Below are 25113 nucleotides of genomic sequence, written 5' to 3' on the forward strand. Positions count from 1 at the left end.
CTAGGCTCCACACGTTTTTCAAGCATTCCGCTGCGTCGAATCTGCGCACAGATCGCGAAATCCGCCGCCCTGACGATCTAGACGCAGTGTCGACGCGCTAGGGCTTGGGCTCGACCTCGACGCTCGGTGGCCGCGGTGACGGCTCGGGCTGCATGGACCGCCGCACGATCGAGAACGCGACCGCTCCCCCGGCCAACGTCGCGACGCCGGCGGCCGTCAGCAGCGCGATCCGGCGCCGCCTGTTATGCGGCTGGCGTGCGTCTTGCAGCGCCTGAGGCAGGTTCGCGACCACCTGCTGCGCGGCGGCCAGCTCACGGGCAAGCGTCTCTTGCGCTGCGCCGACTTCCCTGGCGACACGGCTCTGCCGGTAGCGCTCGCGCAGGCGCTGGCCGGCCGACGACGCCCCCTGCGCGCCGAGGCCCACCGTGCCGAGCGTGATGTCGACCGGACCCACAGCGGTGTACTGCAAGCCTCGGGTCAGACGCTGCCGCGGGGTCAGCCGGGTCTTGGTTGTCACGGTCCGCCTTTCTGCCAAGTCGGGGTCGAGCGTATCGGACCGTGCGCGTCGGACCGGACGGAACGGGCATGGCACACTGGCATCCCGTGACGAGCCCCATCCAGACCGCAACTGCCACCCTGCACACCAACCGCGGCGACATCAAGATCGCGCTGTTCGGCAATCACGCACCCAAGACCGTCGCCAACTTCATCGGATTGGCAACGGGCACAAAGGAATACAGCACGCAGAACGCGAAGGGCGGTAAATCCGGCCCGTTCTACGACGGCGCCGTCTTCCACCGGGTGATCGACGGGTTCATGATCCAGGGCGGCGACCCGACCGGCACTGGCCGCGGCGGCCCCGGCTACCAATTCGCCGACGAGTTCCACCCGGAGTTGCAGTTCGACAAGCCCTACCTGCTGGCAATGGCCAACGCGGGTCCGGGCACCAACGGCTCGCAGTTCTTCATCACCGTTACCAAGACGCCGCATCTGAACCGCAAGCACACGATCTTCGGCGAGATCGTCGACCCCGAGTCGCAGCGCGTCGTCGACGCGATCGCCACCACCGCCACCGACGCGCGCGACCGCCCCACCGAGCCGGTGGTGATCAACTCGATCAGCGTGACGCAGTAGCGCTACCGGCCGGCATAGCCGGCTGCGGTCAGCGCGTCCAGCACGTCGACTGGGTCGGTTCCCAGATCCCAGCGGCTGAACACGATCAACCGGCCGTCGACGGTGTCGACTTCGAGCAACCGGACTTTGCGTGCCAGCCGCCGGAACTCCGTGATCCGGATGACGTCGATCTGGGGCCGGGCCAACACCCGGGTCCGCCACCAACCCCGGATCGCGAGCCCGCCGGGCGTGATTGCCAGCTTGGGCCGCGCGCGAAGCGAGAAGCCCGCAAAGATCAGCAGCCCGACGCCGGCAATGCCCACCAAAAACCGGCCCGGAGCATCTGTGACGAGCGTCACAGCCGCTGACGTCAGCAGAACTCCCAGCACGCCACACCCGGCGATGGCAATCGGATTCGGGCCCCACTCAGTTTGCTGCATTGATTATCCCCAGGCGCCTACCACACCAGATGCAGTTATCCACAGGTGCTATCAACAATGGGGATGAATCACATCGGTGTGATTGGGTAACGGCAAAGTGTCGGACGCGGAAAGCCCTCGAAAACCGCGCCTGCTGCCACCCCATCGTGTCGGCTCAGTGCCAGCGCATGGTGAGCAACAGGCCGCTGATCATGAAGGCAAACGCGATCGCGTAGTTCCACACGTTGAGGTCGGCCATCCACTGCAGCCAGGTCGGCTGGTTGCCGCTGGCGACCGCGAGCTGGAAAACGAGAAGCCATAACAGCCCGATCAACATCAGGCCGACGAAGAACGCGACGAACCACACACTGGACGGGCCCGACTTGACCTTGACCGGCGTACGACTGACGGACCGGGCCGTGAGATCGTTTTTCTTGCGGACCTTGGACTTCGGCATGGGCTCCTCTCCCCGCTGCAGGTGCAATTGAGATTAACCCAACCATCGCGCGCGCTCGGACTGCCGTAGCTGCGAAGATGCACACGTGACGACGCGGCGCAGCGCTTGGCGGATCGGCGTGCCGGTGGTGTGCCTGCTGGCGGGCGTCCTGCTGGCCACCACGCACAGCGTGTCCGGCGGTAGCGAAATCCGGCGCAGCGACTCCCCGCGGCTGGTGGATCTGGTCCGCGAAGCTCAGCAGTCCGTCGACCGGCTCAGCGCTCAACGCGACGCGTTGGTACACCAGGTCGACGCCGCGCGCGCCGGACCGGCCGCCAACGACTCGCAGGTGGCGGCCCTGTTGATCAGAGCCGCGCCGCTGGCCGTGGCGGCCGGGCTGGCCCCGATGCGCGGCCCCGGCCTGGTGGTCACACTTACCGACGCGCAGCGAGACGCCAACGGCAGGTTCCCGCGCGACGCCTCCCCGGACGACCTCGTCGTGCACCAACAAGACATTCAGGCCGTTCTGAACGCGCTGTGGAGCGGCGGCGCGGAGGCCGTGCAGATGCAAGACCAGCGCCTGATCGCGACGTCGGCGCCGCGGTGTGTGGGAAACACGTTGCTGCTGCACGGCAAAACTTACAGTCCGCCCTACACGGTGACGGCCATCGGTGACGTCGCGAGGATGCAGTCTGCGTTGGCGGCCGCCCCACTGGTCACCCTGTACAAGCAGTACGTGGCCCGGTTCGGGCTGGGTTACACCGAAGAGCCGCGGGCCGAGGTGGAGGTGATCGGCTACACCGAACCGGTCGCGATGCACTACGCCCGACCGGCCGGCTGAACCGAGCCGCCGCAAGCGCCCGTTAACCTGGCATGGTGCGCATTCTGGTCGTCGACAATTACGACAGCTTCGTTTTCAACCTGGTCCAGTACCTCGGGCAGCTGGGTGTGCAGGCACAGGTCTGGCGCAACGACGACCCTCACCTCGCCGATCCTGTCGCTGTCGCCCAGAACTACGACGGCGTGCTGCTGAGCCCCGGGCCGGGCACCCCCGAACGTGCCGGCGCGTCGATCCCGTTGGTGCGCGCATGCGCCCAGACCGGCACTCCCCTACTCGGCGTATGCCTGGGCCATCAAGCCATCGGCGTCGCGTTCGGCGCCACCGTGGACCGCGCGCCCGAGCTGCTGCACGGCAAGACCAGCACCGTCTACCACACGAATGCCGGTGTGCTGCAAGGACTTCCGAATCCGTTCGTCGCAACCCGGTACCACTCGCTGACCGTACTGCCCGACACGGTGCCCGACGACCTGACCCCGACCGCGCACACCGAAAGCGGCGTGATCATGGGGTTACAGCACGACGAGCTGCCGATCCACGGTGTGCAGTTCCACCCCGAGTCGATCCTCACCCAGGGCGGTCACCGGATGCTGGCGAACTGGCTGGCGGTCTGCGGTGCCGCGCCGGACGAAGCGCTGGTGCGCCGGCTGGAGAACGAGGTCGCCGATACCGTGCGCGCGGCGCTGATCCCTACGAACCGAACTTCAGCGTGATGTTGCCGTCGCGGTTCACCCCGGTGCCCGGTGCCGGGCTCTGGTAGACCACCCGGTTGCGCTGCTGATCGTTGCCGGGCACGTCGGCGCCCTTGACCAGGATGCCGGTCCAGCCGAGTGCGCGTAGCTGCGGCTCGGCATCGGTCCAGAACATGCCGGTGAGATCGGGCATCACGAACTGGTTGCCCTTCGACACCTGTAGCTGGATCACGGCGTCCTTCGGAACCGACTGTGCTGCAGGCGGATTGGTGCCAATCACCGAGCCGGCGGGCCGCGTGCTGTCCACCGGAGCCGAGACGATGTTGTTGAAGCCTGCCGCAGTCAGCGTCGCCCGGGCCTGCTCCTCGGACTGGCCCGCAACGTCGGGCACGTCGGCCTTCTCCGGACCGGTCCCCACCAGTACGGAGATCTCGAACGTCACCGGGGCGGTCTGATTGGCCGGTGGGTTGGTTTCGACGACGCGGTCCTTCTGCTCCGGTGTCGACGGGGTCAGCACCTGCTTGACCTTGCCGAAGCCCGCGGCCGTCAGGCGGCGCACCGCATCGGGGTAGCTCATGTTGGACACGTCGGGGATCTCGCGCTGCTCAGGCCCGGTGGACACGTTGAGCGTCACCTCCGAGCCCTGGTCGGCGGAATCACCGGCCTTGGGATCGGTGTCGATGACGCGGTCGGGCGCCACCGTCGAGTCGGGCTTTTGCAGCGTGCGGACCTTGAACCCGCGGTTCTGCAGGGTCGCCACCGCATCGGCTGAGGGCTTGTTGGCCACGTTGGGCACCTGCACCGCGTGGGTGGGACCGCTGATCGCATTGATCAGCACAGTCACCGCGACCGTCAGCACCGCCAGCACCGCCACGGCGATCAACCACCGGCGCACCGATCTCCTGCCCGCCCCCCGGCCGGCGTCGTCCTGGCGCGGCGGCACCGCGACCGGTGACGCCGAGCGGTTGGTCGCAGAAGAAGACAGCAGCGACGTGCGTTCGGCATCGGTGAGCACCTTCGGCGCCTCAGGCGGTTCGCCGTTGTGCACCCGAATCAGGTCGGCGCGCATCTCGGCCGCCGTCTGGTAGCGGTTGTCGGGATTCTTCGCCAGCGCCTTGAGCACCACGGCGTCGAGGTCGGCGGAGATGCCCTCGTGCTTCTGCGACGGCGGGACGGGCGCCTCGCGGACGTGCTGGTAGGCCACGGCCACCGGGGAGTCGCCGACGAAAGGCGGCTCGCCCGTGAGGATTTCGTAGAGCACGCAGCCCAGCGAGTACACGTCGGAGCGGGCGTCGACTGCGTCGCCGCGAGCCTGCTCGGGCGACAGATACTGCGCGGTACCGATCACGGCCGCGGTCTGGGTGACGCTGCTGGAATCGGCCAGCGCGCGAGCGATGCCGAAGTCCATGACTTTCACCGCACCCGTGCGGCTGATCATGATGTTGGCCGGCTTGACGTCGCGGTGGATGATGCCGTGCTGGTGGGAAAAGTTCAGCGCCTGACACGCATCGGCGATGATCTCGATGGCCTTGCGGGGCGGAATCGGCCCCTCGTTGTGCACGATGTCGCGCAGCGTGATCCCGTCGACGTACTCCATGACGATGTAGGGCAGTGGACCCGCGGACGTCTCGGCCTCGCCGGTGTCGTACACGGCGACGATCGCCGGGTGGTTCAATGCCGCAGCGTTCTGGGCCTCGCGGCGAAACCGCAGGTAGAAGCTGGGGTCGCGGGCCAAGTCGGCGCGCAGCACCTTCACCGCGACGTCTCGGTGCAGCCGCAGATCCCGCGCGAGATGAACCTCGGACATCCCTCCGAAGCCCAGGATCTCGCCGAGTTCATAGCGATCGGACAAATGCTGCGGTGTCGTCATTCCAAGGTCTCGTCGTGTGGTGGCGGCGACACGGGAACGACAGACGCCGCAAGAGGTGCGTACCCAGTCTGTGGCCCGGTGCCCGGCGGCGTCCAACTACCCGGGGTGGCCGGAGCTGGAGCAGGCTCGGTCTGGGTGATCGTCGTCTCTTGCGGCTGCTGGATCTGCTCTTGCTTGTCGCGGTATTGGATGACCAGCAGCACCGCGATCACGATGGCCAGAGCACCCAGCACACCGGCCGCCCACAGCAGCGCCCGCTGCCCCGACGAGAAGGTGCGCCGCGGCGGTGGGGGCCGGTGCGACCCGGTGGCCGGACGAACGCGGGCGCCGGTCATCGCGCCCGAGCGTGCCGTCATCTCGGCGCGGGCCTGTGCTCCGGACGGGATGGCCGCAGGGGCGGCCCGGTTGATGGTGGGTGCGGCGTTCGGCCGCGGCGGCCGGCGGCCCGCGCGGACCGCGGCGACGGCGTCGGCGAACTGCCCGCCGTTGCGGTAGCGCGCGCCGGGGTTCTTGGCCAGGGTGATCTCGATGAGTTCGCGAACGTTGGGCGGCAGGTCGGCCGGCAGTGGCGGCGGCGTCTCCTTGATGTGCTTCATCGCCACCGTGAGCGCACCGTCACCGGTGAACGGCCGCTTGCCCGAAACCGCTTCGTAGCCAACCACTCCCAACGAGTACACATCACTGGCCGCGGTGGCGTCGTGACCGAGGGCCTGCTCCGGCGCGATGTACTGCGCGGTGCCCATGACCATCCCGGTCTGCGTCACCGGGGCCGCGTCCACCGCTTTGGCGATGCCGAAGTCGGTGAGCTTCACCTGACCCGTGGGCGTGATGAGAATGTTGCCGGGCTTGACGTCGCGGTGCACCAGCCCCGCGGTGTGCGCAACCTGCAGCGCACGCCCGGTCTGCTCGAGCATGTCGAGCGAGTGCCGCAGCGACAGCCGGCCGGTGCGCTTGAGCACGGAGTTCAGCGGCTCGCCGTTGACCAGTTCCATCACCAGGTAGGCGGTGCGGCCGTCGGCCTCCATCTCGGTTTCGCCGTAGTCGTAGACGGTGGCGATGCCGGGGTGGTTGAGCATGGCGACGGTGCGCGCCTCGGCGCGGAACCGTTCGATGAACTCAGGATCGGAGCTGAATTCCTGTTTGAGCACCTTGACGGCCACCCGCCGGCCGAGGCGGCTGTCGACCGCCTCCCACACCTGGCCCATGCCGCCGGTGGCGATGAGCCGCTGCAGCCGGTAGCGGCCGGACAGCGTGACACCCACGCGGGCCGTCATGTGCCCTCCCGAAGCGCCGCCTCGATCACCGCCCGGCCCACCGGCGCGGCCAGCGCACCACCGGTCGCCGACAGCCGGTTGCCGCCGTTCTCCACCACCACCGCGACGGCCACCCGCGGGCTTTGGGCGGGCGCGAAGGCGATGTACCAGGCATGCGGTGGAGTGTTGCGCGGGTCGGTGCCATGCTCGGCCGTCCCGGTCTTGGACGCGATCTGCACGCCGGGAATGGCCCCTTTCTGCTGTGTTACCTGCTCAGCACCGATCATCAGTTCCGTCAGCTTAGCCGCGACCTGTTGGGACACCGCACGCCGCAGTTCCCGCGGTTGGGTGGTGTTGATGGTGGTGAGGTCGGGGGCTTTGAGGCTGTCGACCAGGTACGGCTGCATCATGAGGCCACGGTTCGCGATCGCCGCGGCCACCATCGCGTTCTGCAGCGGGGTCAGCGCGACGTCCTTCTGGCCGATCGCCGACATGCCCAAGGCCGCTTGGTCGGGGATCGGGCCGACGGTGGACTCGGCCACCTGAAGGGGGATCGGCTCGAGCGGCGCGTCCAGGCCGAACGCCGCCGCCATGGTGCGCAGCGCATCGGTACCGGTCTTCAATCCCAGCTGGACGAACGCGGTGTTGCACGACCGCGCGAACGCCTCCTTGAGCGACGCCGTCGCGCCGCTGCCGCACGGGCTGCCGCCGAAGTTCTCCAAAGTTGCTGTGCTGTCCGGCAATTGGATCGACGGGTTGGCGGTCAGTTGCTCATCTTCGGTGACGCCGGCTTGCAAGGCCGCCGCGGTGGTGATCACCTTGAACGTCGAGCCGGGCGGATATGTCTCGGAGATCGCGCGGTTGAGCATCGGGTTGTTCGGGTCGTCGCGCAGCCGCTGCCAGTTCTGGGTCTGCGCGTCCACGTCATGCGACGACAACTGGTTCGGATCGAACGACGGCGCCGATACCATCGCGAGGATCTTGCCGGTGGCCGGCTCCAATGCGACGACCGCGCCCTGACAGGGCGCATTGCCGCAGGCGTGCACCATCGCGTTCCACGCCGCCTGCTGAACCTGAGGTTTGATCGTGGTGTCGACGTTGCCGCCGCGCGGGTCGCGGCCGGTGAAGAAGTCGGCCAGCCGGCGGGCGAACAGCCGCTCGTCAGATCCGTTGAGGATCGAATCCTCGGCCCGCTCGAGCCCGCTGCTGGAGAACCGCAGTGAGTAGAAGCCGGTCACCGGCGCCGACGCCAAGGGGTCGGGATAGACGCGCAGGTAACGAAACCGGCCCGGCGTCGACACCGAGTAGGCCAGCGGCTGGCCACCGGCGGAGATCTGCCCGCGCTGCCGGGAGTATTCGTCGAGCAGCACGCGCTGATTGCGCGGATCGGTGCGCAGACCGTCGGCCCGGAACACCTGCGTGATCGTCGCATTCAGCAGCAGCAGCACGATCAGGGCCATGACCGTCACCGACACGCGCCGCAGGGAGGTGTTCATACCCGCTCGATCACCTCGGTGCTGGCCGCCGCGATCGGCGTCGGCTGCTGCGGCCGGGTGACGATCGGGCGGCGCGCGGCATGGCTGATGCGCACCAAGATGGCCAGCAGCACATAGTTGGCCAGGAGCGACGACCCGCCGTATGACATCCACGGGGTGGTGAGCCCGGTCAGCGGGATCAGGTTGGTGACGCCGCCCACGACGATGAACAGCTGGATCCCCAGCGTCGACGCCAGCCCGGCGGCCAGCAGCTTGCCGAAGCTGTCGCGGACCGCGATCGCGGTGCGCAAGCCGCGGACGATCACGATCGTGTACAGCATCAGAACTCCGGCCAGGCCCACCAGGCCCAGCTCTTCGCCGACCACGGCGATGATGAAGTCCGTCGACGCAGCCGGCACCGTGCCCGGCTGGCCGTTGCCCAGACCGGTTCCGAACACGCCGCCGGTGGCGAAGCTGAACATGGACTGCACCATTTGGTAACCGGTGTTGTCGGGATCGGCGAAGGGATCCCACCACGTCCGCACGCGGGTTTCGACGTGCGCGAAAAGGTAGTACGCGGCGACACTGCCCGCGGCGAACAGGATCAGGCCGATGACCACCCAGCTGAGCCGATCGGTGGCGACGTACACCAGCACCAGAAACGAGGCGTACAGCAAAAGCGATGTGCCCAAGTCCTTTTCGAAGATCATCACGCCGACGGAGATGATCCACGCCGCCAGCAAGGGCGCGAGGTCACGCGGCCGGGGCAGGTTCATGCCGAGAAAGTGCTTGCCCACGCTGGTGAACACGCCACGCTTGGCCACCAGCACGGCGGCGAAGAAGATCAGCAACAAGATCTTGGAGAACTCCGCGGGCTGAATCGAAAAGCCCGGCAACCGAATCCAGATCTTGGCGCCGTTCTCCTCGGACAGTGACCGCGGCAGCAGGGCGGGGATCAACAGCAGGATCAACCCGGCCACGCCGCAGACGTAGCCATAGCGCGCGAGTAGGCGATGATCGCGCAGAAACACCACCACGACCGAGAACGCCGAGACGCCGAGCAGCGTCCACAGCATCTGCTGATTGGCGCTAGGCCCATGCGCTGTACCGGATTCCAGGGCGCCCTGAGCGAGGTCGAGTCGGTGGATCATGACCAGGCCGAGTCCGTTGAGCAGAGCGACCACCGGCAGCAACAGGGGATCGGCGTAGGGCGCGTAGCGCCGGATAGCCACGTGCGCCGCGCCGAACAACGCAAGGTAGGCGATGACGTATTGCGCCAGATCCCAACTGAGGCCGTGTTCTTGGTTCGCCTCGACGATCAGCAGGGCAACCGCGGTGATCACCGCGGCGAAACCGAGCAGCAGCAGTTCGGCGTTGCGGCGGTTGGGAAGTGGCGGCATCACCGCGACCACCGGCTGGGGCTGCGTGGTCATGCGGCCGTCCGGCAGTCTTTGCCCGGCTCTTGGGGTGCGCGTGGCAGTGAGGTCACCGGCGTCGGCGTGGGAGGCGGTGCGGCGGCGGTAAGCGACGGGCTCGGGTTGGGGTTCGGCGGCGGAGCGACTTCGGTAGTGGTGGGCGCGACGCTGGTGAGGGCGGGCGGAGTGGGCGCCGCAGTGGTCGCGGGACCCCTGGTTGCCGCCGGCGGAGCCGGGGGCGCCGGGGGAGCGGGCGGCGCACAGATCGGCAGCAGCGACGCCGGCACCAACTTGTGGATCTGCGCGATCGCGTCGTCGAGGCTGCCGGTGGGCAGACCCGCGAGCACCTGAGTGCGTTCGGACGGACGCAAGTCGTCGACGCGCAGCAACTCACAACCGGGATGCGATTGTCCTAAGCTGATGAGCGACAACTCATTTCGGTCGTTGAGGCAGCCCAACAGGTGGGGCTCCTGCAGGCGGTAGCCCAGCAACGAGCCTTGCACGCCCCGCATGATCGACACCGTGCCGTCGTAGGCGGTGACGTAGTAGTTGCTGCGGATCAGCGTGCGGCCGATCAGTAGCGCGGCGACCAAGAGAACGAGCACCAATGCGGCGGCGATGAGGATGCGCCGCCATGGGCGCGGTCGCTTGGCGGGTGGCGGTTCGGGTTCTATCGCAACGCGTTTGGCGACGGCATTGCGTTTGGGGTTGAACGCCGACGCGCGCCCCGCTGAGGTGTTCGGCGGGGCGATATGGTCGTCGTCGCCGGAGACGGCGCCGGCGAGAATCGGCTGGGTCTGGCCGTAGTCGTAGTCGACGACGTCGGCGACCACCACGGTGACGTTGTCGGGGCCGCCGCCGCGCAGCGCCAATTCGATGAGCCGGTCGGCACTTTCCGCGACGTCGGGAATCTTCAGCGCTTCCAGGATGGTCTCTTCGCTGACGGGGTCCGACAGCCCGTCCGAGCACAGCAGGTAGCGGTCGCCGACCCGGGCCTCCCGCATGATCAGCGTCGGCTCCACTTCGTGTCCGGTCAGCGCCCGCATGATCAGCGAGCGCTGCGGGTGGCTGTGCGCTTCTTCGGCGGTGATGCGGCCCTCGTCGACCAGGGTCTGCACGAAGGTGTCGTCTTTGGTGATCTGCGTGAGCTCGCCGTCGCGCAGCAGGTAGCCGCGCGAGTCACCGATGTGGACCAGCCCGAGTTTGTTGCCCGCGAACAGGATTGCGGTGAGCGTGGTGCCCATGCCCTCGAGCTCGGGATCGTTTTCCACGTGGGCGGCGATGGCCGCGTTGCCTTCGCGTACCGCCTCGTCGAGCTTGGCCAGCAGATCGCCGCCCGGCTCGTCGTCGTCGAGGTGAGCCAACGCCGCGATCACCAACTGCGAGGCGACTTCTCCTGCGGCGTGACCGCCCATTCCGTCGGCCAGCGCCAGCAGCCGTGCGCCGGCGTAGACGGAGTCTTCGTTGTTGGCACGCACCAGTCCGCGGTCGCTGCGTGCGGCATAGCGGAGAACGAGGGTCACGGGCGCAACTCGATTACCGTCTTGCCGATTCGAACCGGCGTTCCGATCGGAACCCGTACCGCCGTCGTCACCTTGTCCCTATCGAGATATGTGCCGTTGGTCGATCCTAGGTCTTCGACGTACCACTCGGAGCCATGCGGCGACAGTCGGGCATGGCGGGTGGAGGCGTAGTCATCGGTGAGCACCAGGGTGGAATCGTCGGCGCGGCCGATCAGCACGGGCTGATTCCCGAGCGTGATCCGCGTACCTGCCAGTGAGCCCTCGGTGACGACGAGGTACCGCGCCTTATGGCGTTGCTGGCGATTGGGCAGCAGCGAGCCGCGCAAGGCCAATCCGCGCCGCACCATCACCGCGCCCGTCGGCGCGTAGATGTCGGTGCGCAGAATGCGCAGCACGGCGAAGATGAACAGCCACAGCAGCAACAGGAAGCCGGCGCGCGACAGTTGCAGCACCAAGCCCTGCATCTGGCGCCCCCTTGTCCTCGTTCTTCTCCAACATCGTCTGTCTCGATCTGGGCCGGTGACACCGAGACCGACCGCTCATCAGCATCGTCACGATACTTGGGCGGACCCCGACGCGGGAGGGAAGCCGATTGCGTGGGGTGTCAGTGCATCCGCACCACGATCTCGGAGTGCCCGAGCCGGATGACGTCGCCGTCGGCCAGTTGCCATTCCTGCACCGGGGCGTTGTTGACGGTGGTGCCGTTGGTCGAATTGAGGTCCGACAGCAAGGCGGTGTGGCCGTCCCAGCGAATCTCGAGGTGCCGGCGTGAGACGCCGGTGTCGGGCAGCCGGAACTGGGCGTCCTGGCCGCGGCCGATGATGTTGGCGCCTTCCCGGAGCTGATACGTACGGCCGCTGCCGTCGTCGAGCTGCAGCGTGACGGTCTTGGGGCCACTCTGGCCGTATTCGGGTTGGCCGTATCCGCCCGCGTAACCGCCCTGGCCGTACTCGTACTCGCCGGCCTGTGGCGCGCCGTATCCGGCGGGTGCGTCGTACCGCCCGTAGTCCGGTTGGCCGTAGTCGGGTTGGCCGTAGGGCTGCTGCTGGTAGCCGCCTTGCTCGTACTCGCCGTAGCGCGGCTCTGGCCGGCCGTAACCTTCGTGCCGTGGCGGCGGGCCGGGGGGCCGGCCGTAGTCGCCGTAGCCGGGCTGGCCGCCGTAGCCGCCGGGCGGTGGGCCCTGGCGATAGGGCTGGTCGTACCCAGGCGGCGGTCCTGAAGGCGGTGCGCTGGGCGGCGGGCCGTACCCGGGCGCAGGGCGCTGTTCGTATTGCGCGGTGTACCCCTGTTCGGGGTAGCCGCCTTGTTCGGGGTAGCCGCCCTGGTCCGGGTAGCCACCGCGGGGCGGGTATGCCGGCTCGCCCTGCGGCGGCGGCGGCGGGTAAGCCCCCTGTTCGGGGTAGCCTCCCTGCTCGGGAGGCGGCGGGTACGCACCGCGGGCCTCGGGACCGCGCGGGTCCTGCGGCCGGCCGTAGCGTTCGTCGTAGTAATCGTCGGCAGGCCGCCCCGGCTCCTGTCCGCCGCGGTAGCTGGGGTTGTCAGTCATCGGTGCTACTCCTGGTTCTGCGTTGAGCGCCTGGGGTGATTGTGGGGCGGGGGTGGCGTCGGGGTTGACCGCAGCTCGGGCGCGGAACTGGCCGGTGTGCAGCTTCGGCGACTGCTCGAATCGGACAACCACATCACCATACGTTTGCCATCCCTGATCGCGGATGTACCCCACCAGATGTTTGGCGAAAGTATCGGACGTGAGGTCAGGGTCGGCGACCGCCTTGGCGTAGTCGGACTCACTGAGGGTGATCAAGTACTCGTTCGGCGCGAGCAGGTGACCGCCGTCCAGGGTCTGCACGCCGTCGGATGCCTCGCGCCGCAGCGCCGCCTCGACCTCTTGCGGGACGATCGCGCCACCGAAGACGCGGGCGAACACGTCACCGACGGTGACTTCGAGCTTGCGCTCAATGCGCTGAACGAAGCCCATGCCACCGTCCTTCCTTATTTCCTTGTCCGTCTCGTTGCCGCCGAGGTGGTGACCGCGTGTCTTACCACCACTTCGTTCATCTGCATGGTATCGGTCCAGGGCGCCGCAGCGGGAACCACAGAACTCTGAGAATCGCATCGGCGCATGTCAGCGGTGGTTCCTGAGCCGCTTCCACGGCGATTTCCCCGCGGGAATCGAGTTGGGGGCGGGCAGTGTTGTCGTGATAGCCTCGAGCGGTTGTTTCGGGCGAGTGGCGGAATGGCAGACGCGCTGGCTTCAGGTGCCAGTGTCCTTCGGGACGTGGGGGTTCAAGTCCCCCTTCGCCCACAATTTTTTTGGCTCTTCGGATCTTGCCGGGGTTCATCGGACGACGATGGATCCGAGGACGCGCCAGTTGGGTTTGCCGGCGTAGAGCAGTGCGCGGATGCGGTAGTTGTCGAAGTTGGTGAAGCCGTAGGCGATGCGTTTGATGCGTTTGATCAGGTTGTTGAGGGCTTCGGTGGGCGCGTTGCTGACGCGGGCGATGTGGAAATTGCAGATTTTGTCGTAGCAGGCTTTGAGGGTGCGGGCGAGTTTGTTGAGTTCGGGCGGAAGGCCCGGCCGCAGGCAGTGGTCGATCAGTTCGGCCAGCATTGTTGGGGCGCTGTGGATGTTTGGGCAGCGGTAGAACTCGCGTAGTCGTTCTTTGACGCGGTAGGCAAGGGCGACTTCGCCGCGGGGATCGCCCAGTTGCAGTAGCGAGGTCAGGCGTTGAGTGGCCTTGGTATCGAGGCGTTCTTCACCTGTTAGCAGCACGCGGCGGACCCGGTAGAGAGGGTCGTTACGTCGCCCGCGGTGACCTTTTTGTTCGCGCTGCACGCGTCGTCGAATCTCGTCGAGGGCACGATTGGCCAGCTGCACGCAGTGGAACGGGTCGACGACTTGCTCGACGCGAGGCAACATCACCGTGTACACCGCGGCATAGGTCGCCGACATGTCGAGTGCGCCAAAACGAATGCGCTGCTTCCAGGCGTCGGGTTGGTTATCGATCCAGCCCGCCACATCGACGTAGTGACGGGTAGGCAGGATCTCGATGATCTGGTGGTTGGCGACGTCGGCGACGGTCGTGGCATACGAGCGGCCCCGGCGGCTGCACAGTTTCACAAACGAGGTCTCGTCCAGGCCGATCGCGGTCGTGGCGTTAAGGCGCCTACGGTCAGCAGCAAGCAGCGCTTGACCGTAGGTCATGACCGCGTCGTTGACGGTGTGCCAGTCACACGAAAGCTCGCGTGCGACATCGGACACCGCGCGACCGGTCCCGACCTGCATGGTCGCCCATTTCGCGCAACGGGTCGTCAGCAGACAGTTCTTGGCCGCAATGCGATGGTCAGCACTTGTCCAGCTTCCACCCGGACAATCCGGCCGCCGGCAGACCAAACGGTGCTTACGCCAGACCAGACGCATCGGTTGTCCGTACACAGGAAGGTCGACATAGCGGATCATCGGCCGCTCCTTGATCTGCCCACGGCCACCGCAGGCCGGGCAGGACCGTTGAACCGCGGTCTGCTCAATGACGAGCTCGGCATCAGGACCGACACGTCGATACGCAATGACTCGCACGTCCTTGAGCCCGACCAGGGCCTGAACTATCTGACTAGGCTCGTAACGAACGAAGGTGCTTTTGGATTTGATGGTCACGCTTCGAAGACTGAGGCACCTTCGTTCCCAACCACATCACGAAACGCCGACTGCAGAACCCGCCAGACCCCGCTGCAATCCGGAGAGCCATTTTTTTGCGTGGTTGCGCGGTTGCGTGGTTGCGCGGTGATCGGTCCGCGAAAATCTGCAGGATGTGACCGCGCACGTAGGTGCACGATCGGGGCGATCACGTGGTCGCAGGTAGCAAGCGTGTTCAAGATGCTTGCGTCAGTGAGTAGGTCACGGAGCGCGATCGTTCGTGACCGTGAATTCGATGTGCGCCCGCACAGGCCATGCCATCTCGGACCTCACGAGGTCGATGGTTATCGGTGCGGGCGGTGGGTCGTCCCAACGCTGACGGGGTGCTGCAATTACGGTGCCGAACTTCTGCCAGGGGTCATCGTTGTCCTCCTTCAGGGCGGCCCACCACGTGACCTTGATGGACCGGTCGGCCTGAATCTCGAAGAGGCATTCGAGCACGGCCTGGCCCCAGTCGTCGACCGGACGTGACACGTTGACGACCTGCTTGAGCGACGCGTCGCGTTGAGCCTTGAACTGCGGGGTGTCGGGCCAGTAGTCCAAGCCGAGATAAGTTGGGCCGTTGGCGAATCTCGGATGGCCCCACCAGTCCTTGCCGACGGCATAACGATTGACCAAGTCCATGTGTCCCTGCAGTAGCACTTCGCGCCGCCCATCGGAAGGCGCAATGAGTTCGATCGTGAGGTCGGGGAGGCTGCCGCCGTCGGGGATTTCAACCGGCTCGCCGGCGGATTCCATCACCAGGCCGAGAACGGTGTCGGTGTACTTGGCGACGCACCAGTACCGCCCCGACGGGACCGGCACTTCCGGGATAGATCCGTTCGGGCCGGCGACGATTCGGGTGCATCCGATCCGTACCTGCGCGCCCGGCACGCCCACCACGGCGCCTGCGCCGTCGCGGACGACGACCCGCCCATAGACGATGCCGTGACCTTGCGAGATCTGCCAGGTGCTCTTGGGTGGAGGGTTGGAGACGTATTCGGGCGGGCGCATCCTGACGCGGTCGTTCCATCCGTACAACCCATGGATGACTTCGACGTTCTCGCTACTCGGCGGTGCCCAGGAGTTGATGATGTTGTCCGGACTGACGGTCCATCCACGGTCTGGGACCTTCCAGGCGTCGCTGTCCTTGGCGTCCTCAGTGCAGTCGTCACTGGCAAATGCGTTGCACAGTTGGTTGGCAACGTCGTCCGGCATGTCGGATGTGAGGACGATCAGATCGGCCATCACCGCCGGGGTTACCCCGAGCACTGTGGCGACCACCGTGATTGGTAGCGCTGCCATCATCGACAACAGCGCTGAAACACCAAGGCCACCAACAACTCCCAGGTCTCTCCAGACGTTCGGCAGACTATCGTCGACAGTGGCGAGAATCTTGGGGACCATGTAGTCGTCATGCAGCCAGGTTGCGGCAGCCAGCCGCTCGCCTTCGCCGTAGAAGTACAACCCATCGGGCGTAACGGCGTCGATCTTGTCGACGAGCGTCTTGCGTTGCAACCACGCCGATTTGTCGCATTCGGCGCTCGGTTTATGGGGAAGTCCCGGCCGGCCATCGAGGATAATTCTCGGTTGTGGCGGGACTGCCGCCAGCCCGGTTTCATTGGCGAGTTGTACGGCCGCCCAGATGAAGGTCGAGCACACGACCGGAATGGTCTGGCCGATTGGCTGCGGTTCTCCAATGCCGGTACATCCGACCTTGGGTACGGTGGTCTCGAATGTCGGTGGGCCTGCAAACGCAGGATCGTTGCAGATCGCGGCGCGGGTGTATCCGAAGAGTCGGTAGTGTCCTCGGATCTGGCTGGCTGCGCGGGCGATTCGTCGCCGAGCCTGTATGACGCCGGTGGTTGTCTGTCCGCTGCATGACGTGACCACCAAGGGCCAGATGAGTTGAGGGCCGTTTTCGGTGTCGATCGGGGCGGGACTGAAGCTCAAGGCATCGATCAGGTAAGAGGATCCCGTCTGCTCGTCTTTGAAGCCGAATCCCGCTGCTGGAATCGCCACCCCGTTCGCGTCTTGCTTGCGGGTCTTATTGTCGTCCTCGAGTTCGTAGGGGTGGTCGCGCCAGGACAGGAATGCGAGTTCAACCGATTGCGAGATCGTGCCGGGCCATTGGTGACGCAAGGCGCCTTCTTCGATTCCGTTGGTCGGCGCGTCCTCGATCCCGAGGATCGAGCCGTCGTAGAACTGTTCTATACGGTCGGAGCTGGAGGTCGCCTGGCGGAGCTCGATCTCGTCGGCGGTCATGATCGCCATATGGCTGTAGTGCTGCGCCGGATCGAGTTTCGATAGCAGTCCGCCGATCATGCCCGACGGTCCTCCTGGCGACATAATTAGGTCGCCCGCGTGTGCGTTGACAATCCGCCATGGGCGAACCAAGTCGCGGTCGTCGGGCGGAGTATTGGTCAGTTGTGCGGTGACTCGCGAATCGGCTTGACAGACAGGCTGTTCCGTGAAGCAAGCGCCTTCAGGTGCCGGGTGATCCAGTATCGCCTGAACCTCAGGTGATAAATCTGTGGGTTTGATGCCGGCCATGAATCTCCTCGTTGTGTTAGGTGTGTTTGCCCTGACGGAGCGGCACAAGCTGAGGACCGACGCCGATTGAATTTGGGGCGGTCGGCGCTAAGTCGACCAGTGCGCGACCGAGGAGATCCGATCGCCCCAGCCCAACGAGTGCAGATTCGGCAGCGCGTTCTGTGGTTGATGGCCCGGCACCGTCAACGTGCTTCCTTGGAAATGGATGTGCTCGAAGTAGGTTACGGGTCCAGCGGTACAGGTGACCGAGCTGATGACATCGTTCCAATTGCCATGAAAGAACAGGAATTTGTTCCGCCATACCCGAGTTAGATCCTTCCACGCCCAACCTTCATCGAGCCAAAACCAGTCCCCGCCCCAATTGACGTCGGAGAACATCTTGAGGCTGCCGTAATTGACCTGCCAGGGCGGAGTGGCGGTTCGCGAGCCGCCCGTGGAACCGCCGACCTGATAGAAGGGCTTGCCGTCGGAGCCGACCGTGAGGTCCATAGGATGCACGATTTGACTGAAGTCCTTGTCGGCGATAGCGGCCTTAATGAGCAGCGGCTCGGTGAACGCGGTAAGCGACTGTCCGTTGGCGACGAAATGTAGGGGCTGCCCGTCGAACCTGACAATGTCAGTCGGATCGTAGGCAATGCCATTGATGGTCAGTTCTACTAACGGTGGCACGTGCGAGATCGGCGAGTCATCCGCGACTGGGAAAGACGCTCGGAGTGCATCGGAGGCGCGGCAATCGCCGCAATTCCTTTGGTCCGGGTCGCCAGGCGCTTCGTAAACATGCTTGTCGCTCATGTCGCTCATCCTCCAAGCCGTCGCTTGACCGGCGAATAGACCATTGGTCAACAGGTCAATCGATCACTATTCAGCGAGGCTAGGCCGCAGGTGCAGAAATGGCGTAAGTAGTGGACTACTTATGTTTTCACGAGATGCTTGCCTGATTCGGATCTATCGCGCGCGGTACACCATTCTGCTGTGACGGAGCCGCGACCGTTACTGCGCGCCGTCCTTCTCTTAGCGACGCTCAGGCGGCTGGGTCCATCCAGAAGATCTGCCAGGAGTGCCCGTCGAGGTCGTCATAGCTGCGGCCGTACATGAAGCCGTGGTCCTCGGTATCGCCGGCCGTGCCGCCGGCCGTGATGGCACGGTCCACTAGCGCGTCCACCGCGTCACGACTGTCGACGCTCAGGCAGACAACGCACTCCTTGGCCTTGGACGCGTCGGTGGTCTCGACTGGGTGCAAGCTGTCGAACAAGTCGATCTGTGTCAGCATGGCGAACTGGTTGTCGCCGAGCACCAGTGCAAGAGCCCTGCTGTCACAGAACCTCTCGTTGAACGTGTATCCCAACTCGCTGAAGAACTTTCGCGAACGTTCGACGTCGGTGATCGGCAGGTTCACGAAGATCGTGGTGTGCATCTGTTGCTCCTCTGATCCGCGGCACCCGGTCCTCGACTGCCGTCACCCGGTGTAGACCGGCCGGTGTGCGCCAACTCATCGGCGCGACGCGAATTCCGTAGTTCTACGGATCCGAACAAACGGTGCGCCGTCGCAGGCTGTCTGCATGACAGTTCCCAACACCATGTCCAAGAGCACCTCCGCCTTCTTCGTCCAGGCCGCCGTCGCTTTCGGGGTGAGTCTGCTCACTGCGCTCGGCGGCATTTTCTTCCTTCCACTCGACCCGTGGCAACGGCTGTTTCTCGGGATCACCTTCCTTTTCGTCGTGTCGAGTGCCTTCACGCTCGCCAAGGTGGTCCGTGATCAGCACGAGGCAGCCACTATCCGGGTGCGGCTCGACGAGGCGCGCATGGAAAGGCTGCTGGCCGAACACAATCCGTTCACCACCGCCTGAAAGGACGGACCTCCGACAGCCCCCAACTTCGTTGCAAGGAAAGGCATTTCACTCTATGGCACTTGCTCTCGATTTCCCCAGCGCTGTAGACCTGTCCGCGCGCACCCCGGCCGACCGCGATCGCGTTCTCGATCTCCTCCGGATCAGCGCGCTGATCACCGTGGTCGTCGGTCACACCGTGATGGCGATCAGCACCATCCGTGGCGATGTGCTGATCTGGGACAACCTGCTAACCACCTCGGTGGCATTTCAAGCGTTGACCTGGATCTTCCAAGTGATGCCGCTGTTCTTCTTCGCCGGTGCCGCGGCCTGTGTGTCGTCCTGGTCGCCGGGCACCAATTGGGGCCACTGGCTGATGAAGCGTTGCACCAGACTTTTTCGGCCGGTCTTCTATTACCTCGGATTCTGGGCGGTCACCCTGACTGTGCTTCATCGACTGCTGCCTCGACACGTATACGAGCCGATCGCCGGTGTCAGCATTCAGCTGCTGTGGTTTCTCGGGGCGTATGTGCTTGTGCTCGCGGCAATCCCGCTGTTGTCGCGCATCACCACTACAGCCCACCTCGCGACGGGCGTCGCCGGGGTCTACGGCGCCATCGCAATGATCGACGTGGTTCGACTGCACTGGACCGCCGCGGCGCCACTGGGCTACCTGAACCTGGCGGTCTGGCTGATCCCTGCGATGTTCGGTGTCGGCTACCGCCGTCGGCTGCTCAGCGGCGGTGCCGCGGTCCTCGTGGCGGCAGCCTTGCTCGTCGTCGACGTCGCCTTGGTGCGATGGGGACCCTATGAGATCAGCATGGTCGGCACCGGAGATCATCGGCTGTCCAACACCAGCCCGCCGTCACTGCTGCTGGCGGGTCACGCCATCATCCTGTGTGCGTTGGCGATCGCCGCTGCCCCGGCTATCGCCCGGTGGGTGGCGCGACCGCGGGTGTGGTGGTGGACAGCGGTCGGCAACTCCGGAGCGATGACGCTCTACCTGTGGCACATGCCCGCATTACTGGGTGTCCACTTGCTCTTCGACTACATGGGTTACCCGCGCTATCCGGGCCAGCACGGCTTCCTGGCTGTCACTGCCGTGCAGCTACTCATTGTGGTTGTCGCGGTGGCGCTGCTGTTTGTGCTGTTGCGGCCGCTGGAGAACGATCCGCTTCCCGGCTGGGACGGCCCTGTCGTAAGCATGTCGGTACGCCGCGGTGCGGCGGTGGGTGTGCTGTTGTGCGTGGCCGGGGTGGCGACGTTGGCGGCGATCAAGTGGGGCCTCAAAGGCGACGGGCTGGTCTGCGTGACGGCGATGCTCGCTGCCCTCGTGAGTGCTCGCGCGCTGAGCAGCAGCGCTGCACGATGTATCAGGTTGCAGCAGTGAGCGTTTCAGCTGTCGAGGCCATGCTCGATGGCATACCGGGCGGCCTCGACCCGGTTGCTCACCTGAAGCTTGCGAAAGGTGGCTTGCACGTGGCTTTCCACGGTTCGGTGACTCAGCGACAGCCGGGCGGCGATCTGCTTGGCGGTCAAACCCTTGGCGATGTGGCGCAAGATCTCGGTCTCGCGTTCAGTGAGACGCGGCTTGTCCGCCCCGGTATCCGGGCTCTGCTCAATGCGCCGATATTCCCCGAGCACCAGCCCCGCCAGACCAGCGGTGAACACGGCCCGGCCGTCGGCGGTGTCGCGGACGGCGGCGACAAGTTGCTCCCGCGATGCGCTCTTGACCAAATAGCCCTGCGCGCCGGCCTTCACCGCCTGCAGCACGTCGTCCTGCTCTTCGGAGGCCGACAGCACCAGAATCCGCGACACCGGCGACACCGCCAGCACCGCCGCGGTCGCTTGTGCGCCGTCACCATCGGTAAGGCGCATATCCATTACCACGACATCGGGTTTCACCAAGGCGGCGCGTTTGGCCGCGGCCGCGACGCCGTCGGCGGTGGCGACCACGGTGAATCCGCTCTCGGCGAGGTCGCGGGCAAGAGCGTCACGCCAGATCGGATGGTCGTCGACCACCATCACAGTGGTCGGCTCGCGCTCAGTCACGGTGTGCCGCCTTCTTCGGCACGGTCAGCTCCCACTCCGTGCCGCAACCCGGGGCGGTGGTCAATTCGGCCCGACCGCCCAGCGAATCGAGCCGTCCGACAATCGATTTGGTGACTCCGACGTGGCCCTGCCGTGCCGCTTGTTCGAGCCGTCCCGCTGCAATACCCACGCCGTCGTCGCGGATGCTGACGGCGACGCGGTCGCCGAGGTCCTCGAGCAGCACGTACGCGTGAGCGCCGGGGCCGGCGTGGGCCGTGACGTTGGCGAGCACGTTGGTGACCGCGGCGTCGAGCTCGTCGGCGACCGTGGCGTCCAGCAACACCGGGGTGGCGGGCAGGCTCAGCGACACCGCGTCGGATTCGTGGCGCCGCAGCAGCCCGCTGACGTCCGTCGGCCCGTCGGCCGATGCGGCCGGCCCGGCGGAGGTAGCGCTGATCAGGCGGCGCAGCGCGCGCTCCTGCTCGCTGGCCAGCTGTGCTAATTCTGTTGCGGCACCGCCGATTTCACGACCACGTTTGGATACCATCGCGAGCACTTGGATGACACCGTCGTGTACCTGTCGCGACAGCCGCTCACGTTCCTCGACGGCTGCCGACATTCGCGCCGCACGCTGCAACTGCGTATGGGCGCGCTCTGCAGTACGCGCGGCCATGCCGACGGCCAGTCCGACCGCCACCTCGATGACGATGGTCGCGTTGTGGCCCAGATTGAGGCTGAAGTAGCCCTTCAAAAGTGCGTAGGCGGCCATCACCACCACGGCGGTCAGCATGCCGATCGCCGGACCGCGCAGAATCGCCGCGGAGATGGTCGCGTTGGTCGCCCACAACGTGGTGGGCCAGGACTGATTCTCGGCGACCCACTGCTCAGTTGCGACGAAGTGCGTCGACAGCATCAGCAGCACCACGACGAGGATCTCGGCGACGACCCAGCTGGTGCGACGGCCGAAGCCACGCAGGTAAGCGACACCGCACGCCAGGCTCCAAGTCGCCAACACCGCGAACAACAGCCAGCCGACCGCCGGGTGTTTCAGATCCGAGTTGATCGCGATCTGAAAGCCCAGCGCGTACAGGCAACTGAGCAACCGAAAGACTTGGGCGGCCCGCCACAACGGTGCGGTCGGGTCAGCAGCGCTCACGCCCCGAATCTAAGGCAGTCCGACGTCGCGTGGACGGCGCCACGAAATCGTCTACCCGTGATTCTCCGGCGTTGGCGGTGCTTCGTTAGATCCGGTTGAGCGTAGGTGGCGGACGGTGAACTCCGCCGCTTGGTCCGCCATCCCGTTGAACGGATAGAGTCCGTGCGCGCCGTTATCGCTGCCCTGCGGTGCGCACACCGGATCCTCGGGAACACACAGCTCGATGGTCTTGGCCGTGTAAAGGCGGCCGATGGTAATCGGCGGCGCATCGCGATCGATGGTGTTCAAGAAACCGTTGGACGGCTTCCCGAACAACGCCACCGTCGCGACATGGTCAGCCACCGCTGGAGCCATGGGCCCCTTGATCCCGTCGGGCAAGTCGTAGCCCGTAGGCACCGCATCCGCCGTGATGTAACCGGCCACCGCCGCGCCTTGAGAGTAGCCACCCAGCACCATCTGGGTGTTCGGGCAGCTTGTCGCCGTGTCGCGGACCTTGTTGCTGGCGTCTATCACACCGTCGGCCGCAGTCGCGAAATCCAGCGAGGCCGGATAGTTCACCGCATACACGTCAAGGGATCTGTCGCCGAGCCGTGAGCGCAGCGCATCGACGAACGCCTGACCGGTGACCCCGACGCCCGGTGGCTCGAACGTCCCCCGCGCGAAGATGACTTCGACATCCGGGCATGGCGCCGCTGATGCGGAAGGCACCGCGGCCGGCGGGCTCAGCAGCACCGAAAGGGCCACCAGAGCGAGTGCCCCCAGCACACGCGCGACCAAGTGCTTGTTCATCAATTGAAAAGGCCCCTGCGCCTGAACCGATCTCCCAACTGTCACTGCCCGCCCCTCCAAGTCGCTCATGTCAACTGCAGTGCACGGCGCTACATGCCGCGTTCGACGCCTACTTCGTAGGTCTTCGTTCGGCCCCCTGGGCTTGCATTGCCCCTGCGGCGCGTGTCGGCTGCACGCGGCCCGCCTCCTCGATACTAAACCTGTCTAAGGAATCCGGCGCGGGATGGGACGGCCGCGCATGGAGCAGCAACGGCATGGCGCTGTCCGCAGGGTTTGCAGTGATCTGCTGAGCAAGTCAGCTGGCGTTATGCAGCCATTCTTCGATGTCGGGTGTCGCCGGGTCGACGACGTCGCTGTATTCAGCATGCTTGTCGACGTAGGCGGCGACGAGCTCGCACACCGGCACGATGCGAAGGCCCGCGTCTTTGGTGGCCTGCAACGCTTCGCCGACGACGATAGTGCCGAGTCCACGGCCTTCGAACTCGTCGTCGACTTCGGTGTGAACGAAGATCCGCTGACGATCGCGGTCCTTGAATTCGGTGAAGCCGACCGGCCGACCCTCGACGCTGATGGTGAACCGGTCGGGTTCTTGGGCCACTGTGGTTTCAGCGCCCGTCTTATCGGTGGTCATCGATGTCCTTTCTGGCCGGCGCAGGTCGTGGTCGAAGTCGCGTCGTGGGCAGGGGAGGAGCCGGCAATCGAGCGGGCGTGCCGGCGAAGCCCTCCACCACACCGAAGCGTTCGTCCCCGGATTCCCATAATCGGCGGTAAGAAACGACATCCTCGTGGCTGCGGCCGACGAAGTTCCACCACATCACCAGCTCTTCGGTGAACGGCGTACCACCGAGAAGCAGCACGCGTGCGGGTGTGCCTCCGGTGTTCCGGATGCCCAGCATGGTGTGCCCGACGCCTTGGCACGCGAGGTCACCTGTGCCTAGCGGCACGCCGGCCACCGCCACGTCGCCTTGGTCCAGCAGCACGCCGTGCTCGAACGCGGGGTCGACGTCAAGATCGACCGCGGCGCCCGGGCGCAGGTCGAGTTGCGCGCCGAGCAGCGGGCTGAATACCTCAACTGGCGACGCGATGCCGCGCAACGCGCCGACGAACACTCGCGCGGTGAATTCGTCGAACGAAACCGGTTGTGGGACATAGTGGGTGAAGCCCCGAGCGGTGTCTCGGTGCGCATCGGGCAGCGCGACCCACAGTTGCACGCCATGCAACACCGTCGTGGCTGCCGTCGACACCTCCGAGTGACAGATTCCCGCCCCAGCGGTCATCAAGTTCAGCTCACCCGGCCGGACGAAAGCGTGTACTCCGCCGCTGTCGCGGTGCTCGATCTCGCCGCTGAAAAGCCAACTGACAGTTTGTAATCCCGTGTGCGGATGCGGTGGAACCACCATGCCGGGCCTATGTCGCACGTCATGAGGGCCGTAATGGTCGGCGAAGCACCACGCCCCGACGAGCGAGCGTTGCCGCTGCGGCAGCGTCCTGCGCACCCGCAATGCGCGAGGGCCGCCCAGCGGAACGTCGCGAGCGTGCAGCACTTCCACGCCGGCCAGCGCTGACGCCGCGCAGGTGGCCTCGACGGGCGCGGCGTCCAGGTTGCTCACGTCCGCGACGGTACGCCCGGTTCAGCCCGTCATGGCGGCCCTGATGACCTCGAGATCGTGGTCGTCGATCTTGAAGACGCCGAAGCGGAATTTGTATCCCCACCGCTTCTTGTCCTCGATGAAGTGCAGCTTGTCGATCAGCGGGCGGATCGGTGCCGCGTGGGCGGGAAGGAAGTCGACGTTCCTGCGCCAGGGCCCGTCTGGTCCGGGTTGGTACGGCTCGTCGTCGACGATCTGGCCGATCGCGGTGAACGCTTGCAGCGGCTCGCCGCCGTCGAGGAATGTCTTCGGTGAATAGAAGACAAGGAAGTCGCCCTTGGCCATCCGCCGCAGCATGTGCGGCTTGCCATGGTTGGCTTGCGTGAAGCGCCCGCGCACGCCTAGCTGGACATGATCGCGGCTAACGGTGCTGATCCAGTTCGTCATGCCGCCGACGGTAGGACC

The 25113-nt window shown here is 65.8% G+C and carries 25 protein-coding genes and 1 tRNA gene; 6 read left to right on the top strand and 20 right to left on the bottom strand.

Annotation, left to right across the window (positions count from 1 at the left end):
• Window positions 1-97 precede the first annotated feature (97 nt).
• Window positions 98-517 (bottom strand): cell wall synthesis protein CwsA, encoded by a 420-nt coding sequence (gene cwsA, locus AC5Y4C_RS15955; protein WP_499963506.1) that lies wholly within the window; start codon window positions 515-517, stop codon window positions 98-100.
• 68 nt (window positions 518-585) lie between these two features.
• Here cwsA and AC5Y4C_RS15960 point away from each other — a divergent pair, with 68 nt between their 5' ends.
• A complete protein-coding gene (locus AC5Y4C_RS15960) occupies window positions 586-1134 on the top strand; it encodes a peptidylprolyl isomerase (RefSeq protein WP_499912834.1) in 549 nt (182 codons plus the stop codon).
• Window positions 1135-1136: 2 nt separating this feature from the next.
• Here the strand turns inward: AC5Y4C_RS15960 and AC5Y4C_RS15965 are convergent, their stop codons facing one another.
• Entirely contained in the window at window positions 1137-1553 is a 417-nt protein-coding gene (locus AC5Y4C_RS15965; RefSeq protein WP_499963508.1) for a PH domain-containing protein, read from the bottom strand.
• Window positions 1554-1707: 154 nt separating this feature from the next.
• Entirely contained in the window at window positions 1708-1989 is a 282-nt protein-coding gene (gene crgA / locus AC5Y4C_RS15970) for a cell division protein CrgA (protein ID WP_499912830.1), read from the bottom strand.
• Window positions 1990-2074: 85 nt separating this feature from the next.
• Here crgA and AC5Y4C_RS15975 point away from each other — a divergent pair, with 85 nt between their 5' ends.
• Both AC5Y4C_RS15975 and AC5Y4C_RS15980 read left to right on the top strand, forming a co-directional pair.
• Window positions 2075-2809, top strand: a complete 735-nt coding sequence (locus AC5Y4C_RS15975; RefSeq protein ID WP_499963510.1) for a DUF881 domain-containing protein — start codon at window positions 2075-2077, stop codon at window positions 2807-2809.
• A 35-nt stretch (window positions 2810-2844) separates the two neighbouring features.
• Complete coding sequence (locus AC5Y4C_RS15980) at window positions 2845-3519, top strand: aminodeoxychorismate/anthranilate synthase component II (RefSeq protein ID WP_499963512.1); 675 nt, start codon at window positions 2845-2847, stop codon at window positions 3517-3519.
• Here the strand turns inward: AC5Y4C_RS15980 and pknB are convergent.
• From pknB to AC5Y4C_RS16015, 7 genes are all read right to left on the bottom strand, one after another.
• Complete coding sequence (pknB, locus tag AC5Y4C_RS15985; RefSeq protein ID WP_499949674.1) at window positions 3497-5368, bottom strand: Stk1 family PASTA domain-containing Ser/Thr kinase; 1872 nt, start codon at window positions 5366-5368, stop codon at window positions 3497-3499. The genes AC5Y4C_RS15980 and pknB overlap by 23 nt on opposite strands.
• Complete coding sequence (locus AC5Y4C_RS15990; RefSeq protein WP_499949672.1) at window positions 5365-6642, bottom strand: protein kinase domain-containing protein; 1278 nt, start codon at window positions 6640-6642, stop codon at window positions 5365-5367. The genes pknB and AC5Y4C_RS15990 overlap by 4 nt, the downstream gene beginning before the upstream one ends.
• Complete coding sequence (pbpA, locus tag AC5Y4C_RS15995) at window positions 6639-8117, bottom strand: D,D-transpeptidase PbpA (protein ID WP_499912820.1); 1479 nt, start codon at window positions 8115-8117, stop codon at window positions 6639-6641. The genes AC5Y4C_RS15990 and pbpA overlap by 4 nt, the downstream gene beginning before the upstream one ends.
• The gene (locus AC5Y4C_RS16000; protein WP_499912818.1) at window positions 8114-9529 is read right to left on the bottom strand and encodes an FtsW/RodA/SpoVE family cell cycle protein; all 1416 of its coding nucleotides are present in this window, start codon (window positions 9527-9529) and stop codon (window positions 8114-8116) included. The genes pbpA and AC5Y4C_RS16000 overlap by 4 nt, the downstream gene beginning before the upstream one ends.
• Complete coding sequence (locus AC5Y4C_RS16005; protein ID WP_499912816.1) at window positions 9526-11034, bottom strand: PP2C family protein-serine/threonine phosphatase; 1509 nt, start codon at window positions 11032-11034, stop codon at window positions 9526-9528. The genes AC5Y4C_RS16000 and AC5Y4C_RS16005 overlap by 4 nt, the downstream gene beginning before the upstream one ends.
• Entirely contained in the window at window positions 11031-11498 is a 468-nt protein-coding gene (locus AC5Y4C_RS16010; protein ID WP_499912814.1) for an FHA domain-containing protein FhaB/FipA, read from the bottom strand. Before AC5Y4C_RS16010 ends, AC5Y4C_RS16005 begins: the two co-directional genes overlap by 4 nt.
• A 140-nt stretch (window positions 11499-11638) precedes the next feature.
• A complete protein-coding gene (locus AC5Y4C_RS16015) occupies window positions 11639-13009 on the bottom strand; it encodes an FHA domain-containing protein (RefSeq protein WP_499963514.1) in 1371 nt (456 codons plus the stop codon).
• 244 nt (window positions 13010-13253) lie between these two features.
• Between AC5Y4C_RS16015 and AC5Y4C_RS16020 the strand changes: the two genes are divergently transcribed.
• Window positions 13254-13336: transfer RNA gene (locus AC5Y4C_RS16020), tRNA-Leu, on the top strand.
• A gap of 33 nt (window positions 13337-13369) precedes the next feature.
• Here the strand turns inward: AC5Y4C_RS16020 and AC5Y4C_RS16025 are convergent.
• The 4 genes from AC5Y4C_RS16025 to AC5Y4C_RS16040 all read right to left on the bottom strand — a co-directional run bounded on the left by AC5Y4C_RS16025 (window position 13370) and on the right by AC5Y4C_RS16040 (window position 18671).
• On the bottom strand, window positions 13370-14686 hold the full coding sequence (locus AC5Y4C_RS16025) for an ISL3 family transposase (RefSeq protein WP_499963516.1): 1317 nt from the start codon (window positions 14684-14686) through the stop codon (window positions 13370-13372).
• A gap of 240 nt (window positions 14687-14926) precedes the next feature.
• Window positions 14927-17257 carry a hypothetical protein gene (locus tag AC5Y4C_RS16030; protein ID WP_499963518.1) on the bottom strand — a complete coding sequence of 777 codons (2331 nt, stop codon included), beginning with the start codon at window positions 17255-17257 and terminating at the stop codon, window positions 14927-14929.
• An 87-nt stretch (window positions 17258-17344) separates the two neighbouring features.
• Window positions 17345-18049, bottom strand: coding sequence for a hypothetical protein (locus AC5Y4C_RS16035; RefSeq protein ID WP_499912539.1), 705 nt, complete (start codon window positions 18047-18049; stop codon window positions 17345-17347).
• A gap of 229 nt (window positions 18050-18278) precedes the next feature.
• A complete protein-coding gene (locus AC5Y4C_RS16040; protein WP_499912537.1) occupies window positions 18279-18671 on the bottom strand; it encodes a VOC family protein in 393 nt (130 codons plus the stop codon).
• Window positions 18672-18816: 145 nt separating this feature from the next.
• Here AC5Y4C_RS16040 and AC5Y4C_RS16045 point away from each other — a divergent pair, with 145 nt between their 5' ends.
• Together AC5Y4C_RS16045 and AC5Y4C_RS16050 are read left to right on the top strand one after the other, a co-directional pair.
• Window positions 18817-19104 (top strand): YiaA/YiaB family inner membrane protein, encoded by a 288-nt coding sequence (locus AC5Y4C_RS16045; protein WP_499912535.1) that lies wholly within the window; start codon window positions 18817-18819, stop codon window positions 19102-19104.
• 55 nt (window positions 19105-19159) lie between these two features.
• Window positions 19160-20473: an acyltransferase family protein gene (locus AC5Y4C_RS16050; RefSeq protein ID WP_499963520.1), complete on the top strand. Its 1314-nt coding sequence runs from the start codon at window positions 19160-19162 to the stop codon at window positions 20471-20473.
• 5 nt (window positions 20474-20478) lie between these two features.
• Here AC5Y4C_RS16050 and AC5Y4C_RS16055 read toward each other — a convergent pair whose 3' ends face one another.
• The 6 genes from AC5Y4C_RS16055 to AC5Y4C_RS16080 all read right to left on the bottom strand — a co-directional run bounded on the left by AC5Y4C_RS16055 (window position 20479) and on the right by AC5Y4C_RS16080 (window position 25095).
• The gene (locus tag AC5Y4C_RS16055) at window positions 20479-21108 is read right to left on the bottom strand and encodes a response regulator (RefSeq protein ID WP_499963703.1); all 630 of its coding nucleotides are present in this window, start codon (window positions 21106-21108) and stop codon (window positions 20479-20481) included.
• 19 nt (window positions 21109-21127) lie between these two features.
• Entirely contained in the window at window positions 21128-22270 is a 1143-nt protein-coding gene (macS, locus tag AC5Y4C_RS16060; protein ID WP_499912532.1) for a MacS family sensor histidine kinase, read from the bottom strand.
• A gap of 51 nt (window positions 22271-22321) precedes the next feature.
• Window positions 22322-23059, bottom strand: a complete 738-nt coding sequence (locus tag AC5Y4C_RS16065; RefSeq protein ID WP_499963521.1) for a cutinase family protein — start codon at window positions 23057-23059, stop codon at window positions 22322-22324.
• Between the two features lie 295 nt (window positions 23060-23354).
• Window positions 23355-23690, bottom strand: coding sequence for a GNAT family N-acetyltransferase (locus tag AC5Y4C_RS16070; RefSeq protein ID WP_499963522.1), 336 nt, complete (start codon window positions 23688-23690; stop codon window positions 23355-23357).
• Window positions 23677-24669, bottom strand: a complete 993-nt coding sequence (locus AC5Y4C_RS16075) for a pirin family protein (RefSeq protein WP_499963524.1) — start codon at window positions 24667-24669, stop codon at window positions 23677-23679. Before AC5Y4C_RS16075 ends, AC5Y4C_RS16070 begins: the two co-directional genes overlap by 14 nt.
• Before the next feature lie 21 nt (window positions 24670-24690).
• Window positions 24691-25095 (bottom strand): EVE domain-containing protein, encoded by a 405-nt coding sequence (locus AC5Y4C_RS16080; RefSeq protein WP_499952048.1) that lies wholly within the window; start codon window positions 25093-25095, stop codon window positions 24691-24693.
• Between the last annotated feature and the right edge of the window lie 18 nt (window positions 25096-25113).

Source organism: Mycobacterium sp. NGS35 (assembly GCF_059812855.1).